Origin of the sequence: Halobacillus sp. A5 (genome assembly GCF_024189315.1) — a bacterium.
Taxonomy (GTDB): Bacteria; Bacillota; Bacilli; order Bacillales; family Halobacillaceae; genus Halobacillus_A.
Window position 1 is genome coordinate 42950 of record NZ_JAIZEO010000005.1, and the last position, 15972, is coordinate 58921.

The 15972-nt window shown below is 40.8% G+C and carries 16 protein-coding genes; 6 read left to right on the forward strand and 10 right to left on the reverse strand.

From position 1 onward, the window contains the following. The first annotated feature begins 55 nt into the window (after positions 1–55). Positions 56–1471: an MDR family MFS transporter gene (locus LF822_RS18215; RefSeq protein ID WP_253925529.1), complete on the forward strand. Its 1416-nt coding sequence runs from the start codon at positions 56–58 to the stop codon at positions 1469–1471. A 219-nt stretch (positions 1472–1690) separates the two neighbouring features. Here the strand turns inward: LF822_RS18215 and LF822_RS18220 are convergent, their stop codons facing one another. The 7 genes from LF822_RS18220 to LF822_RS18250 all read right to left on the reverse strand — a co-directional run bounded on the left by LF822_RS18220 (position 1691) and on the right by LF822_RS18250 (position 10634). Continuing rightward, positions 1691–3292, reverse strand: coding sequence for an aryl-sulfate sulfotransferase (locus tag LF822_RS18220; protein WP_253925530.1), 1602 nt, complete (start codon positions 3290–3292; stop codon positions 1691–1693). Between the two features lie 284 nt (positions 3293–3576). After that, positions 3577–4386: a multinuclear nonheme iron-dependent oxidase gene (locus tag LF822_RS18225; RefSeq protein ID WP_253925531.1), complete on the reverse strand. Its 810-nt coding sequence runs from the start codon at positions 4384–4386 to the stop codon at positions 3577–3579. 25 nt (positions 4387–4411) lie between these two features. Next, complete coding sequence (locus LF822_RS18230; protein ID WP_253925532.1) at positions 4412–5125, reverse strand: metallophosphoesterase family protein; 714 nt, start codon at positions 5123–5125, stop codon at positions 4412–4414. A 163-nt stretch (positions 5126–5288) separates the two neighbouring features. Beyond that, on the reverse strand, positions 5289–6431 hold the full coding sequence (locus LF822_RS18235) for a mannitol-1-phosphate 5-dehydrogenase (protein WP_253925533.1): 1143 nt from the start codon (positions 6429–6431) through the stop codon (positions 5289–5291). After that, positions 6432–6869: a PTS mannitol transporter subunit IIA gene (locus tag LF822_RS18240; protein ID WP_253925534.1), complete on the reverse strand. Its 438-nt coding sequence runs from the start codon at positions 6867–6869 to the stop codon at positions 6432–6434. It lies immediately after the preceding gene. A 19-nt stretch (positions 6870–6888) separates the two neighbouring features. Beyond that, entirely contained in the window at positions 6889–8982 is a 2094-nt protein-coding gene (locus LF822_RS18245) for a PRD domain-containing protein (RefSeq protein ID WP_253925535.1), read from the reverse strand. Between the two features lie 182 nt (positions 8983–9164). Next, a complete protein-coding gene (locus LF822_RS18250; protein ID WP_253925536.1) occupies positions 9165–10634 on the reverse strand; it encodes a PTS mannitol transporter subunit IIBC in 1470 nt (489 codons plus the stop codon). A 536-nt stretch (positions 10635–11170) separates the two neighbouring features. Here LF822_RS18250 and ectA point away from each other — a divergent pair. The 5 genes from ectA to LF822_RS23175 all read left to right on the forward strand — a co-directional run bounded on the left by ectA (position 11171) and on the right by LF822_RS23175 (position 13966). After that, positions 11171–11689, forward strand: coding sequence for a diaminobutyrate acetyltransferase (gene ectA, locus LF822_RS18255; RefSeq protein WP_253925537.1), 519 nt, complete (start codon positions 11171–11173; stop codon positions 11687–11689). Between the two features lie 51 nt (positions 11690–11740). Then, positions 11741–13021, forward strand: coding sequence for a diaminobutyrate--2-oxoglutarate transaminase (ectB, locus tag LF822_RS18260; RefSeq protein WP_253925538.1), 1281 nt, complete (start codon positions 11741–11743; stop codon positions 13019–13021). Between the two features lie 42 nt (positions 13022–13063). Further along, entirely contained in the window at positions 13064–13453 is a 390-nt protein-coding gene (locus LF822_RS18265; RefSeq protein ID WP_253925539.1) for an ectoine synthase, read from the forward strand. A 94-nt stretch (positions 13454–13547) separates the two neighbouring features. Next, positions 13548–13715 (forward strand): VOC family protein, encoded by a 168-nt coding sequence (locus tag LF822_RS18270; protein ID WP_253925540.1) that lies wholly within the window; start codon positions 13548–13550, stop codon positions 13713–13715. Positions 13716–13816: 101 nt separating this feature from the next. Next, positions 13817–13966, forward strand: coding sequence for a hypothetical protein (locus LF822_RS23175; RefSeq protein ID WP_371925971.1), 150 nt, complete (start codon positions 13817–13819; stop codon positions 13964–13966). 5 nt (positions 13967–13971) lie between these two features. Here the strand turns inward: LF822_RS23175 and LF822_RS18275 are convergent, their stop codons facing one another. From LF822_RS18275 to LF822_RS18285, 3 genes are all read right to left on the reverse strand, one after another. Further along, positions 13972–14064, reverse strand: a complete 93-nt coding sequence (locus LF822_RS18275) for a putative holin-like toxin (protein WP_253925541.1) — start codon at positions 14062–14064, stop codon at positions 13972–13974. Positions 14065–14171: 107 nt separating this feature from the next. After that, entirely contained in the window at positions 14172–14300 is a 129-nt protein-coding gene (locus LF822_RS18280) for a YpzI family protein (protein ID WP_253925542.1), read from the reverse strand. 122 nt (positions 14301–14422) lie between these two features. Beyond that, the gene (locus LF822_RS18285; RefSeq protein ID WP_253925868.1) at positions 14423–15694 is read right to left on the reverse strand and encodes a histidine--tRNA ligase; all 1272 of its coding nucleotides are present in this window, start codon (positions 15692–15694) and stop codon (positions 14423–14425) included. Positions 15695–15972 lie beyond the last annotated feature (278 nt).

A 15972-nucleotide genomic window follows, 5' to 3' on the forward strand; every position in this document is an offset into this window, starting at 1 on the left:
GTCACTAAATAATGAGAGGTTAATAGATTTTTTTGACATACGAGGAGGACGTCTGATGCCGCAGAACTACAACAAGGTTTTAATCGCTGCTCTGCTTATTGCAGGGTCATTTATAACTATTTTAAATCAAACACTTATGATTACAGCGATCCCCCCTATTATGGAGGAAATGTCTATTTCGGAAAATACAGCACAATGGCTGACAACAGTCTTTATGCTGGTTAATGGAATCATGATTCCCATTAGTGCATTTCTAATGGAGAAATTCACTACAAGGCAGTTGTTCATAACGGCAATGTCTGTTTTTGCAGCAGGAACAATTGTAGGTGGTATTGCTTCTGACTTCCCCATACTGCTGCTGGGACGTATTATTCAATCAGCAGGTGCCGGTGTTATGCTGCCCCTTATGCAGACAGTGTTTCTTCTTATCTTTCCTGTAGAAAAAAGAGGAGCGGCCATGGGATATATTGGTCTCGTAATCTCATTTGCACCAGCCATTGGGCCGACATTATCCGGATGGGTCACTGAGAGTTATTCATGGCGGTACCTGTTTTGGTTTATTTTACCTCTAGCAATTATCATGATTATCATTGCTTACAAGATTCTTAGAAATGTAACAGAGATAAAGAACCCTAAAGTTGATCCCATATCCATTATTTTATCCTCGTTCGGGTTTGGAGGATTATTATACGGATTCACCAGTGCCGGAAATAACGGCTGGGCAAGCCTTATTACAATAGGAGCGCTTGCCGGAGGCGCTCTGATCTTATACATCTTCATAACCCGCCAGCTCCGTCTGAGTCACCCTATGCTGGAATTTAGAGTGTTTAAATTACGCACCTTTACAATAACAACAGGTATTGGAATGGTAAGCTTTATGGGTTTAATTGGAGCTGAGACTCTCATCCCTCTCTACATGCAGAATATGCGAGACTTCTCGGCCATGGAATCAGGTCTTGTCCTGCTGCCGGGAGCATTGATATCAGGTTTAATGTCTCCTATTACAGGACGAATTTTTGACAGAATTGGAGCACGTGCCCTTGCTATCGTCGGTTTATCTATCATGACTGTCTCAACTGTCGCCCTTGGAATGCTGGACACCGAAACGTCATTAACTTACTTAATGATTGCCTATGCGATTCGAATGTTTGGATTATCGATGGTCATGATGCCCGTAACCACAGCCGGTTTAAATGAGCTGCCTCCAAAGCTTATCCCTCATGGCGCTGCTATGAACAATACAATGCGCCAAATTGCAGCTTCCGTCGGGACAGCTATCTTAGTTACAGTGATGACAACAACTGCTATGACTGCCGAACAGCAGCAGACAGTAGAAACTCCAGACATATTTGGAGTGAATGTAGCATTTATGGTAGTAGCGGTGTTATCTTTCATCGCTTTAATTCTATCCATTTTTGTGAGACGTACTTCTCCTCCAACTGATGAAGAATGGGATGCAAAACAGAATTAAGCAGAAATAAAACGACATGAATCTAAGAAAGACCCGAACAATTCATTTTTGAATTTGATCGGGTCTTTCTGTGTTTAGCAGATTCTCTGCATTAACGTGCTTCACTGCTTTGTATTCATATTTGGTGAACAGTAAATTTTTGTCATTCCACATGAGAATCTTCTCATTTTATTCATTCTGCAGGTTAAACTCCCATTCCTCTGGATAAAGAGGCATGCGCTAGGCTCGATAAGCTTGGCGGCTCTCGCCTTCTTCAAAACCTGAAATCTTAAGTTCATACACAACTTCAGCCTCTTCATCGCCTGTTGTTTCAACAATACGGCTGTGGAGGTCGTCCCCTTCTTCTCCAAAGGCGTGTCCCGAAGTTATTAAGCGGTTGCCGCTTTCTTCAAGATAATCAGCATCCCCTACGATATTAGAGAAGAAAGCTTCACCCCTATCTTCACCGTAAGACCATACTTCTTCTACAGTCATTTCTTCCGTATTTATACGATACTGGACAGCCCGGCTGAATTCTTCACTTTGACCTTCATCTCCCCTGACGATGGAGATATTATTATCAAAAAGCATCACGTCAGTCGTTTCCGGATCATCATCCTGGTCTGGAAGCGTCATAATAGCGTGCGGTCCTCCAGGAAATTTAAAGTCCTCCCCTTGTGGTTCAAGAAGATTATCCTCAAATTCTTCAGGCCACCCCTCGTGGTCAGCCAGAATCCATTCTACCTCTCCATCAGGATAACTCATGTCAACAATCGCATCCTGGTGACGGCTGGAAACTAAAATATCATCATCATTTTCGTCATACCAGACCGCATTCTGATGAAACCAGTCTCCTTCATCGGCGGATGCACCATCATAATCCTCATACATTTCTTCTGGGAAAATATCTTTCATATTTAATTCATCCACCATATCACCTGTCTCACGGTCAATTTCGACCATATCATCCTCAATGTATTCTGAACCATCATGGTCAGTAGCCAGGAAATTATCGTTTGGCAGTTCAATGACATCATGGTGAACGACACCCCAGTTTTCAAAATTACTGACATCAATATAAGAGCCAAAAGAAACCTGCCCGAGCATATCCATTTCAAGAATAAGGTTATACTGACCGGACTGTTCTACCTTCTGGGTTAGAAATACAAGCTTATCATTCTCAAGCCGCTGGAAGACATGACTGTTCGGCATAGAAGAATACCAGCGTACTTCCCCATTTGAATCAACCCCGTATGCATATTCCCCACTGGGGATGATAAATGTCAGTCCGTTTTCCATCCGTTGTTCATCCGCTTCAACTAATTCTGTATCCAGGAAATTATCAGGAAGAGGGTCAGTAGTTACCGTAAGTTCCGTTTCAGAAGTTTCTCCATCGTCTGTTTCCGCTTCCAAAACTACCGTATTATCGTGGTCCGGATAAAGTCCCAGTATAGGAATCTCATGTTCTGTTTCATATCCGTCAAACGTATTAGAGATTTCTTCTCCGCCATCACGGCCTTCAACCGTTACGGTGATTTCCTGTGCTTCATCAGTTTCAAATTTGGCCAAAGCTGTCAGAGGAGCAGCTCCATAGGGATCTTCTATCACCAGAGGTTCGTCAAAATTATAATCTCCCTGACTATAGGAGGATTGAATAACCTCACTCACCCCATCTTGTTCTTCCATTAATTCTGAATCACCTTCAACGGTGCGTTCACCTTCCCCTTCTTCTCCATTATCATCGGAACCATAGCCAAACTCTTCATTGTCAGCCGTTACTAAGAACACTATGATTCCGGCAACAACGGCGCCTAATAATACGCCCATAATTAATTTTTTCAAAAACTCTCCCCCACTTAATAGACCTTACCCAGTTATCAACTTTTTTATGTAGCTTATTGATAGAAATGATATAGGAATAGATAACTAGATACTTTACTAAACCCGTAAATTTGACACGTTAAACTCCATTATTCAATAAAGTGTCTATCTCCAGCAAAAAAAAAGCAGGCATAAATCATACACCTGCTTTTTAAACAATTCGGACTGTTGATATTAATGCGCCATATATATTCTTCATTGGTTCATTCAACAAATAGTGTTACCTCTAAAAATATCCAAGCAATTTAATCCTTTATCAGGTTATATAATCGGGGGACTTGGTCAGCGATCACCTTCATATCAGTTCGCCACTCAAAAATCGGTCCTACCCCTCCATATTCAAATGAAGCTGCCCACGGCTCATTCCAAAGTCCCTTTTTAATATTGGATACTGCCCATTCAGCAAGTTTCCAATCTGCTTCACTCATCGGCATACTGTCCTTATATCTGCCTTCCTTTTTTTGAATACCTGTGATGTGCAGCTCTTTAAGGTGAGCCAGCGGGAAACGGTTTATATAACTGTATACATCTTCTCCGGAGTAATAACATGTCATTTGTGCATGAGCAATATCAAGCAGCAGGCCGCATTTTGATTCAGTTACAATTTCGGAGATCAGTTCAGGGGTCACAATTGCATGCAGCATATCACTGTTCTGATCGCGGTAAACAACGTTTTCTAATATGATACGGTCTGCTCCAAATCGATCTACTGCATAACTAATATCATTTAATACTTTTTTCTTTATTGCAGCTAAATCTCTTCGTTCTAAGCTGGCACTGGGTATTGCTGGGAAGTCATTAGAGTAGGCAACTAAATGTAAATTGACATAAGGCGTATTCGTCTGTGTAATGAAATCTTCTACTCTGTCCCAGTCCGTACTTTCCAAATCACCACGACCGGCGTCCAAGTCAAAATGTATATATGAAGGCCTGCTCTTCTCTGCCTGCTGAATTAAATCGGAATTAAAATCAGGACATTTAAACAGGTCTACATTTATCAAAGATTGATCAAGAAGCTTCTGTGCGTCAGGTGAATAGTTTATGGCAATCTTCATAGCTTTACCTCTTCCCACAGTAGAATTATTCAGCATTTCTATATTTAGCCAGCATAAGTTCTTTCCGATACTCATCATAACCAGGGAGTCCTAGATCTTTTGCAATTTGTAATTCTGCGTTACGGTCGTAATCGACTCGTATAAATTGGATCGCATTCGTACTATATGTACCATCAATGACAGCGTAGGAAGCTGTCGTTAAATCCAGGGAATTACCTACACTTCCGGCATTGCACAAAATACCAGGCTTGTAAGTATGTAAAAGGGTTGTATGAATATCTCCATAAAACACAATGTCTGGAGGAGGAGTTTCTCCTGTGTGTTCGCTATTTTCAAACATGGATAACCGCTTCTCTATCGAATGAAAAGGAAGGATTCGTTCAAATTCACTTCTTGGCGATGCATGAAAGAATCTAATAAGCTGGCCGTTAAGTTCCAAATCAATGTAAAAAGGAAGGGAGGACAGATAATGAAAGTCCTCAGTAGTGAGCTGATCTTGAAACCATTGAATAAACTCACCCTCTGCTGGATTTTGAATAAAAACATCCCAGTTGCCTCTTATCACCTTTTCACAATTGTTTTTTATTATTTCAATGCACTCTGAGCCTTGAGGACCTTTGCCGATAAGGTCTCCTAAACAAAATATACGTTCAATACCACGCTGTCTTATATCTGCCATTACGGAATCTAATGCTGTTTTGTTTCCATGAATATCTGAAATGACTGCAACCTTTGTCATACCTTATTCCACCTTACTATCCCATATATATTCTATATTCATAAATTTCTTACCCTCTCCATTATAATTCTTTCAAAACATTCGTTTTCCTGCCTGTCGAATAAATACGCTATTAAATTAAAATGAGGGAGTACGCATACTGCGCCTCCCCCTGCTATTTGGATCAGTTCGTAGTTATATACTTTTTAATCTCGAGGAATAGCGGATGATCTTCCAGAAGCCCGGTTACTTCCTGTAACGTCCTTAATTCCCCTTTATCTTTTATAGATTGCTGCAGTTTGATTGCTTCTTCATCGTTAGTATCGTCAAAATGAAGAGCAGCTGCTATGACCTCCGGCAAATATTGAGGAGTTTCTCCTATCCAGCTCACATATTCAGCAGCCGGTCTGATCAAGCGGTCTTCAGGGCCAAGTTTCCGGATTGGTCCCCGCCCAACCCTAGTCACTTCATCTGAAATACTCGGATTCATAAAGCGTTCGATAATCTTATTAATATAGGCATTGTGCTCAACCTGATTAAACTGATATTTTTTGATCAGCACTGCCCCGGTTTCCTCTAAGGTACCCCGCACCTTCTCCACAAGCGCTTCATCGTCCATCGCATCTTTAATCGTAATATGTCCGTGCTGCCTTCCTAAGTAGGCAGCAGCTGCGTGTCCCGTGTTCACTGTAAAAAGCTTTCGTTCTATATAAGGAGTAAGGTCCTCAACAAAAGTAATGCCTTTTACCTCAGGCTGCTTTCCTTTCAGCCCATTTGTTTCTACCACCCATTCATAAAAGGGCTCCACTTCTACTGTTAATGGATCCTCATGCTTTTGATCAGGAACGATTCGATCCACCGCAGCATTAGGAAAACCAATCAATCGATCAAACTCATTCTTTTCTTCATTATTAAGCCTCTCATAAACATGTTCCTTTAAAAGAGAGCTTCCCCCGATCATATTTTCACAAGCAATAACATTAAGATAGCCTTTACTTGCGATTATTCGTTTCTGCAGCCCTTTTACAATTACAGGTGCAATCAACGGAAGGACCGAGGGACCTACAGCTGTCGTAATAAGATCGGCCTCTGCAATAGCCTCTGTAACTTTCTCTTCCTCATATTTACTGTTTATTCCCGAGACATTTTCAACGGTTAACTTCTGATCTCCCCCGGCAAGAACAACCTGGTAGGATTGTTTTTGGTTTAACGCTTCAATTACTTGATCGTTTACATCAACAAAAATCGTCTCGAATCCCGATTGGTCTAACAAAGCACCAATAAATCCCCGGCCAATGTTACCAGCGCCAAAATGGACCGCCTTCATTCAGCTCACCTCACTAAAGATCGCTAAGACTGCCTCTTTTGTATCGGCCGCTAGAATTCGATCGATATTTTCTTCCTCTGAGCATACAATAGCAATCTGTGAAAGCACTTCGAGGTGGTCATCTCCTTTACCCGCTATTCCGATCAACAGTTTAACTATATTTCCATCACCAAAATCAACACCCTCAGGAACCGTGACAATAGAAATCCCAGTTTCCAGTACAGCCTTTTTGGCATCCTCAGTGCCGTGTGGAATAGCTACGTGATTCCCCATAAAAGTAGACGTCAATTCTTCTCGTTTTAACATTTCGTCAATATAGTCCTCTGATACATACCCCTGCTCCTTAAGAATTTTCCCAGTGTAGCGGATAGCTTCTTCTTTATCACTCAGGCTCACATTTAATTCAATGTTATTGGTCGTTAAAATATTTTCAGACATTATAATTCTCCTTTTTAAGTTAATTCTTTTGAAAAAATTCATGCAGCTTGTTTGAAAGGTAGTGCATGATCGCAGCTTTGTCATGAGACTCTAATGTTTTTATTCCTTTAGGATCTTCAACAATTAATGAACTGAGAAAACTTAACACTTCAAGCCCTTCCTTTTCTATTGAATGCGGAGCAAGCATAAGGAGGATTGTCGTGACTTCCATGTCCGTTCCATCCATACCTGGAACTTGAAGCGGCTTCTCGAGCAGATTAATCGTAAACAGCGGCTGTACTACCTCTTCTGACCGTGCATGGTATAAGGCCATCTTAGTTTCTGGAATACCTAACCCTCCGGCCTTTTCTCTTTCCATTAATGCTTGAACAACAGAGTCAGCATGAGTTAAAAACTGTCTTACTTTCAGTTTTTTAGTTGCTGCTTGTATAATTTCCTCTGTGGCACTTCCTGAAACGTTATACACCTCTAACGAATCTAAGAGCTGGTGCACAGCTGTAGCATACCGCTGAACAGATAATACAGAATCCTGAATACTCTTCATCGTCTGATCTTGAATCTGCAGCTTGGGCTTTGCTTTTGTTTTTTCAGTCTGTTTGATTACTTTCTTCCGTCGGATAGCATGCTCTACTTTATGAATATCCCCGACCGGAAGCATCGGATTCACTAAAATGTAGTCGTCAAACTCAACCAGCCCGACAGTAGAAACTACAAGGTCGAACATGGAGAGGTCGATATTCTTTAAATCAAACAGTGACTCGTGCTCCACCGCATCGATCTCTTTAAATTGCTGACTAAGCTTTGCTGCCAGAATTTTGGCTGTGCCGATTCCGCTTGAACAAACAACCAGCACTCTTAACCCTTTAAGCTGCGTATCGTGAAGCAGCGCGGAAGCAAAGTGCATCACTAGAAAGGCGGTCTCTTCTTTTGGAAAATGAAACTCCGTAAATACTTGACGGACGGCCTCTTCCACAATAGCAAATAAATCTTTATAATCTTTTTCAATTTGCTCGGTTAGAGGGTTTTGAATATCCATTTTTTGCTGTATACGGTACACACTAGGTTTTAAGTGAATAACTAAGTCATTGAGTAAATGACTTGAATCGTGAAGATTCACACTAATTTGAGCGGAAACGTACTCAATTAGCTGCTTTGCTTTAAAGGCTACACTTAAACTTGTCGCTTCAAGGAATGAGTCTTGACTGTAACGGACTTTAGCTCCCATTAAATGCATCGTAATATAACCGGTTTCTGCCTCAGGAATCGTTAGGTGAAACGAGTTTTCCAGCTGAGAGATAAGTCTGCTTGCCATTTCGAACTCCTGGGACTGACGCAGCTCGTCTAAATACTCTCCCGCCATTTCAATTATTTCATCTTTTTGAATACGTTCTAAAGCTAAAGCCAAATGGATCACTAATCCTAAATAAGCGCTGTCCGCTAAGTCATAAGGAAGAGAGGAGCGGATTTCTTCCACATGACGTTCAATCTGAACAAGTTTTTCTTTATCAACAAGTCCGAGTAATTGATCAGAAACAGTATCGACTGTTGAACTTGCCGTGCCTCCAATATTCTCTCTAAGAATATTTAACAGCTCGAGTTCGTCCATATGACGCATAATTAAAAAACCTATCGCTTCGCGGATTTTTACTTCTTCTCCTTGAACTTCAACTCCGTACCCTCTTTTTCGAATAAGAGTAAGGTGGAAGCCGGATAATTCCTCTTCAATTTTATCGAGATCATTACTTATTGTCGCCACTGTCACACCCAGTTCATTAGCCAAAGAAAGTAATTTAACAGGCTCTCTTGCTTCAAGAAGCCGGGATAAAATCATGACATGCCGTTCTTCAGGTGTGTAGTCTATAGCAGGCTGCTGATTAATCTCTCTTTCTAACTCCCGCTTCTGTTCTTGCTCTCCTTGTAGTACAAGACCGCTGCCTGATTTTTTTTCAAGACTTAAGCCATAAGATGCAAGTGCATCGTCTACACCTTTTAAATCCCGATGGATCGTCCGGGTGCTTACATCTAATTCATCAGCGATAGTCTTCACTGTGATTTCATTTTGGGCACTAATTAACTGCTGCAGGATCTTGCGTTCTCTTGCGGTAATGTACACGCTCCCACCTCCTCTTTTTTTGACATCATTTAATATTTAATTGTACTTCTTAATCATAATCCCTGTTCTAACTGAGAAACAATAGTAAGAAAAGCAAATTACTTCATTCATATTGTTGACAAAATTTAATATCGATATCAAAAGAAAGAGTCTGATACCAATCAGACCCTTCTTCCCAATAATTATTCAGACTTCAACTCTTCTACTAACTCATCATACTTTGGACTATTCAAGAAATTCTCAACAGAAATATGGTAAGCATTTGGAACTATGTGAATCGCTCTTTCCGTTAAATCTTTGTGGGTAATAACTACATCTACATCAGATGGCAGGTCATTAATAGCCATGTTCGTGACATCAATGTCAATACCGGCTTTCTTAAATTTATTCTTCAGCAATGAAGAACCCATTGCACTCGATCCCATACCAGCATCGCAGGCAAAAATGATTTTATTAACATTTTCACGATTTAATGCAGGAACTTCATCTGTCGAGCGAGTTTCGGCAGGTTCTGCTTCTTTAGCTTTCTCTTCATCAGAGAGACTGCCAGCCACGCTGCTCTTCTTCCCTTTCATTCCTTCCATTTTAGCAGTGGCTTCTGTGAGATCTCCTTCGTCGTCCTGATTACTTAACTTAAGAATGAAGGAAGCAATAAGGAAGGATACCACTGTTGCAATAAGCACTCCTAATACAACTCCAACATAATCACTTCTAGGTGTTAAAGCCATATAAGCAAAAATACTACCTGGGGAAGGAGTAGCACTTAACCCTACACCAAAAGCAGCAAACGTAGCTGTACCACTTACACCTCCGCCAATTACAGCCAGCAGCAGGGCAGGCTTGGATAGAATATATGGAAAATAGATTTCATGAATTCCACCTAAGAATTGAATAACAGCTGCACCTGGGGCAGTTTGTTTTGAAACTCCTCTTCCAAAAATCATAAAGGCCAGCAGGACACCAAATCCCGGTCCGGGGTTTGATTCCAGCATGAAAAGAATAGATTTCCCAAGTTCAGACTGCTGGCTCGCACCAATAGGATTTAAAATCCCATGGTTGATCGCATTGTTTAAGAAAAGCACTTTTGCCGGTTCTATAAAGATGTTTACCAGTGGGAGAAGACCCGCATCAACTAAAAATTCAACCCCGACAGCAAGTGCTCTTGTAAGTCCAGAGATAATTGGACCCATCACGTAGTAAGACAGAATGGTCAGAATCGTACCCAGGATACCTGCTGAAAAGTTATTAACCAGCATTTCAAATCCCTGCCGGATCCGCCCTTCAAACAGCTTATCCAGTTGTTTGATTGCATAGCCCCCGATCGGACCCATAATCATGGCTCCTAAGAACATCGGTGCATCCTCAGAGAATACAATCACTCCCATAGTGGAAATAGCACCAACTACTCCTCCGCGGAGACCGTAAATCAGACGGCCGCCAGTGAACGCAATTAAAATTGGTAATAAGTAATATAAAATCGGATCTACCATGCCGGCAAGATCAGCGTTTGGGGTCCAGCCGTCCGGGATAAACAAAGCCGTAATAATCCCCCAAGCTATAAATGCAGCAATATTCGGCATGATCATTCCACTGAGGAAGCTTCCGAATCTTTGAACTTTTGCTCTAAAGCCTGATTTTTTCTGTTCAGACATTTAACTCACTCCTCGTCTCAAATTTTTTCTTTGTAATTTAATAGTAAAACGGTTACATTGTTGACATCAATACAATCTAAATACATGTTTGGCACATAGATTGTTGCCAAAATTTGATTTCAGCGTGATTTAAATGTGCAGTTAATGTGCTATAAATGCGCTCCCCGCGCGATTCTTCCAAACCCTATGGCACACATAGGGTTAAGCCGTTTTTCAAAATACACTTAATTTCCAAATTCCTTCAAATCTTCTGTATTTTTAACTATACATAAGCAAACTAGAAGGAACAGCCACTTAGTGTGTGCCATTCCCATTAATCACTATTAAAGCCAATTTATCGCCATTAAGCCGGTTTGATTATATTCGCGCTTCCCCCTATTATAAAAACGTTAACAATTCCAGATTTATTCCAGATAGTGGATGTCCAATTGGGAGAATTCACTTAAAGGGAACTCTGGTCAACTGTCGTTAGTCACTGATAATTTTAAAGGAGGCCAATGTCATTAAACTATTGGAAATGAAACAGGTGATTTCTAATGAATCCTAACACTGCCACAATCACAAAAGCTGAAGATACGTTATCCTTTGAAAAACCTACCGTTGAAGACGGCTCTGCAATGTGGGAGCTTGTTGACAACTCAACCCTCGATCAAAATTCACCCTATAAATATATAATGATGTGTGAGTTTTTCGCGGAAACCTGTATTGTTGCTAAAGAGAATGATCAGCTTGTCGGCTTTGTCACTGCCTTCATTCCACCAGAGAAAGAAGATGTATTGTTTATCTGGCAAGTTGGTACAGATGCTTCGCAGCGAGGGAAAGGAGTAGCCTCTAGACTCTTAAACAGTCTTCTGCAGCGCGAGAGCTGCAAAGACGTTCGATACGTGGAAGCCACCGTTACACCATCCAACAAAGCGTCACAGGCATTATTTAAGCGCCTGGCCCGGGACCACAACACAAAGTGTGAAGTCTCAGACTGCTTTGCAGAGGAATTATTCCCTGGAGATGAACATGAGGAAGAACAAACTTATAGAATCGGACCATTTTCCAAATAGAACAAGAACTTATTCACAACGAATGATTCATTCAAGGAGGATTATTAGAAAATGAAAAACGATCTAACCGTATTCGAACAATTAGAATCAGAGGTACGTTCATATTGCCGCAGCTTCCCTACGATCTTCACAAAAGCACAGGGTCACAAAATGTGGGACGTAGATGGAAAAGAATATCTAGATTTCTTTAGTGGAGCCGGCGCATTAAACTATGGGCACAACGATCCGAACATGAAGAAAAAGCTGATTGAATATATTACGGATGATGGAATAACTCACAGCTTAGACATGGCTTCAACTGCAAAAAAAGATTTTCTGACAAAATTAAATGATGTTATTTTAAAACCTAGAAATCTCGATTATAAAGTGATGTTCCCAGGACCGACTGGAACAAACACGGTAGAAAGTGCACTTAAGCTCGCTCGTAAAGTAACCGGTCGTACAGAGGTTATCAGCTTTACTAATGGTTTCCATGGCATGACGATCGGTGCTCTGTCAGTTACAGGAAACTCTTTCAAACGTAAAGGCGCAGGTATCCCGCTTCACAACACAGTGACGATGCCTTATGACAACTATATTGACGAAAGTTCCGATTCTCTTGATTATTTGGAGCGTTATCTGGAAGATGGAGGAAGCGGTGTTGAAATTCCAGCAGCCGTTATCCTTGAAACTGTTCAAGGTGAAGGCGGTCTTAACACAGCAAGCTCAGAGTGGCTGAAGAAACTCGATGCGATCTGTAAACGCTGGGAGATCTTCCTTATTATTGATGATGTTCAAGCAGGTGTAGGACGCACAGGTACATTCTTCAGTTTTGAACCAGCAGGAATTAAACCTGATGTCGTTTGCTTATCTAAATCAATCGGCGGTTACGGTCTGCCATTTGCCATCACGCTGATTAAGCCTGAACATGATGTATGGGCGCCGGGCGAGCATAATGGAACATTCCGTGGTAATAATATGGCCTTTGTTACTGCAACGGAGGCACTGAATTACTGGGATGACCCAAGTTTTGAGAAAAGCATTCAAGATAAAGCAGCAAAAATCACAGAGTTCCTCGAAGGACTTGTGGAGAAGTATCCTGAAATGGAAGGATACCGTAAAGGCCGCGGCATTATGCAGGGAATCTCTTCAAGTGTTGAAGGTTTCTCAGAAAAAGTAGCAGCCGCTGCTTTTGAACAAGGGTTAATTATGGAAACAGCAGGTGCAGATGATGAAGTATTTAAGCTGTTCCCACCTATCAATATTGACGAGGAAGCTTTAAAAGAAGGCTTTGCTATTATCGAGGAAGCTGTAAGATCCATTGCTAAAGAAAAAGATTTAGTTACTTCTTAATCAACCCAACAAACCATACAACAGGAACTGGAGGCTCATATAATGAAAGTCGTTAAATTAGAAGATGTACTAGGAACAGAAAATGAAGTTAAAGGTGAAAACTGGACCTCACGCCGCCTATTGCTAAAAAAAGACGGCATGGGCTACTCTGTCCATGACACCACGATTAAAGCCGGAACAGAAACACACATCTGGTACCAGAACCACCTGGAAGCTGTATACTGCATCGAAGGTGATGGTGAAGTCGAAACCATAAAAGATGGTAAGGTTTGGCCAATTAAGGCAAATGAAATCTACGCGCTAGATGAGAACGATGAGCACCTTCTGCGTGCCAACACAGATATGCGAATGGTATGTGTGTTTAACCCTCCAATTACGGGGAAAGAAACGCACGATGAAAATGGTGTTTATCCAATCGTGGATGATGAATAATAATGAAAGTTTACGCCTCTCTAATTATTTAGAGAGGCTTTTTTCATGGAATTGAAGGAGTCTTAAGTTAATATGGTGAACAAGGAGTGATAAAATGTTTCAAATTAATGGAGCTTTTATTCCAGTAACCAATCTGGAAAAGGCGCAAGCATGGTATGAACAGAACTTAGGACTCATTAAAGTGGATGAATGGAGTGAAGGAACTGGTTATATTTTTCCTGCAGGATCTGCCACACTGGCTCTCATAAAGGTAAAAATATAGAGCTGTCTGAGTTTACGCGTGAAGATGGAGAAAGAAATGTCTACTTCAATTTAAAAACGGATGATCTGAATGCAGCTCAGCAAAAATTGAAAAGTAATCAAGTGGAAACTACAGATATTGAAGACTTTGGCTCTATGACGAAATTTGATTTTTTTGATCCAGATGGGAACACATTAAGCGTAGTATACAAAAAACCAAGTTCTCCTTTTCATAGAAATCAAATTAAGAAGCTTCAGGAAGTAAGGTTCTAGTTGCATTATTCTTGATCATGATCATGGAATTTCAACATGACAATCACCAGCATGCTGAAGTTAATCATTAACGATATGGCCTCAAACGTATCCATCATCAGAAATCCCTCCTTAGAACTTAGCTTTTCCTGTTCCAAGTTTGTCCTATACACAGCCATTCATAAAAAAGCGTGCCCCAACAAAACTTTGGCGGCACGCCTTCCTTTTACCTGCGCTTACGAGCTTCTTCCGGACCTTCCATCTTCGCTGCCCCAGGATAACCCAAACTCTGATCACGATCAGATTCTACTTTTTTAGAATTCTTCAACTTCTTCTCCTGCCGATCTTTACCCATAGACCTCTTCCTCCCTTCCTCCATATCAAACGTAGTATGAAGAAAAACCACAAGTTTAATTCTTTTTTTCTATGTACCCGGTACCACTCACTCTTTATTGTGTACCCGGTACACAATAAAGGTTAAAAATTGAATTTTTCGATGGTTTCTTTTCCTGTTTTCATATTTTTAATTCGTATTTGTTGGTTTTGAACTTCTTCTTCTCCTACGATTACGGTTTTTTTCGCTTTTCGGCTGTTCGCCCGATTCAGCGATTTTTTCAACGACTTCCCCGCTAAATCGACTTCGACTTTCTCCCCCTGCCTTCTCAATTTTTTCGCTGCCAGCAGTGACTCCTTCTCAGTATTTAACGGTATAACGTAATAATCACATTCAGCATCCGACTCCGCTGATGACGTATCGTTTTCTTTAAGTGCTGCACACACCGCATCAAGACCAAAAGAAATACCAATGGTTGAATATACCTCCTCTGTACCTATTAATCCTCCTATAGAATTATCATATCTCCCTCCGCCACCAATACTCGACGTGAAATTAGATCCAGGAACGAATATTTCATAAACTGTTCCTGAATAAATCTCAAGCCCTCTAGCCAGGAATGGGTTAAAAATGCACTTATCCCCCGCTCCTAAATACTCCAACATCTCTAAGAGCTGCCGGATTTCATCCAGCCCTCTCTTCACTTTCTCATTCTCCACAGCATACGGAAGGAATGAATCAATTTCGATCGATTTGCGATCAATCAGTGATTTAATTTGATCAATCGCCAGCGTTGATACCCCTTTAACCTTTAACTCTTCAACAACACCCTGCCCTCCTATTTTTTCAAGCTTATCCAACGTTAAAATGATAGAGCTCTTCTCAGTATCATTTACTCCAAAAACCTCCAAAACTCCATTTAACAGCTTTCTATTATTAAATTCCACGACGACGTCCATTTTCAATTCTTCAAACGCATCCAAAGCCATCATAATTAATTCAGCTTCTCCCATTTGAGATTCTACGCCAACAATATCAACATCACATTGGGTGAACTCTCTAAGTCTGCCTGGTTTAACAGGACCATCACGAAACACCTTGCCTATCTCATAACGCTTAAAAGGCATGCGAACGTCAGGGTTCAATGCAACCGCTTTGGCGAAAGGAATCGTTAAATCATAACGAAGAGCCAGTTCTCTTTTACCTTGATCACTAAGTTGATACATTTCTTTTAAGATTTCAGCTCCCCCTGCATATTTAGAAGCCAGTAAATCTTTATAGTTTAAGATCGGTGTTTCCAGAGGAAGGCAGTTATACTGAATAAAAACATCTTCTAACGTTCTTCTCACCTTTCTCCTCACTACCTCCGCGTCTGGCAAAAAATCTTCTGTGCCTTTAACATTTTGATAATCCATCTTTTTCAATATTCTTCCTCCTTTAAAATACAAAAAACCGCATGAATTAAGAGATAAACTTAATTCATACGGTTCATGATAAACAGCCTTCCTATGTACGATTATTTAAATCGAAATAGCAAAGCTAGCTGATATGATGATGCACTTGTGTCTCAATTCGTTTTATCATAATCGACACCTCGTTCACTAAACATTACCATAACAGTGAAGATATCACAATACTCTGATCCCTTGGTCGGTACCAGGTACACAATTAAATCAGCAGCATACCTGGCACC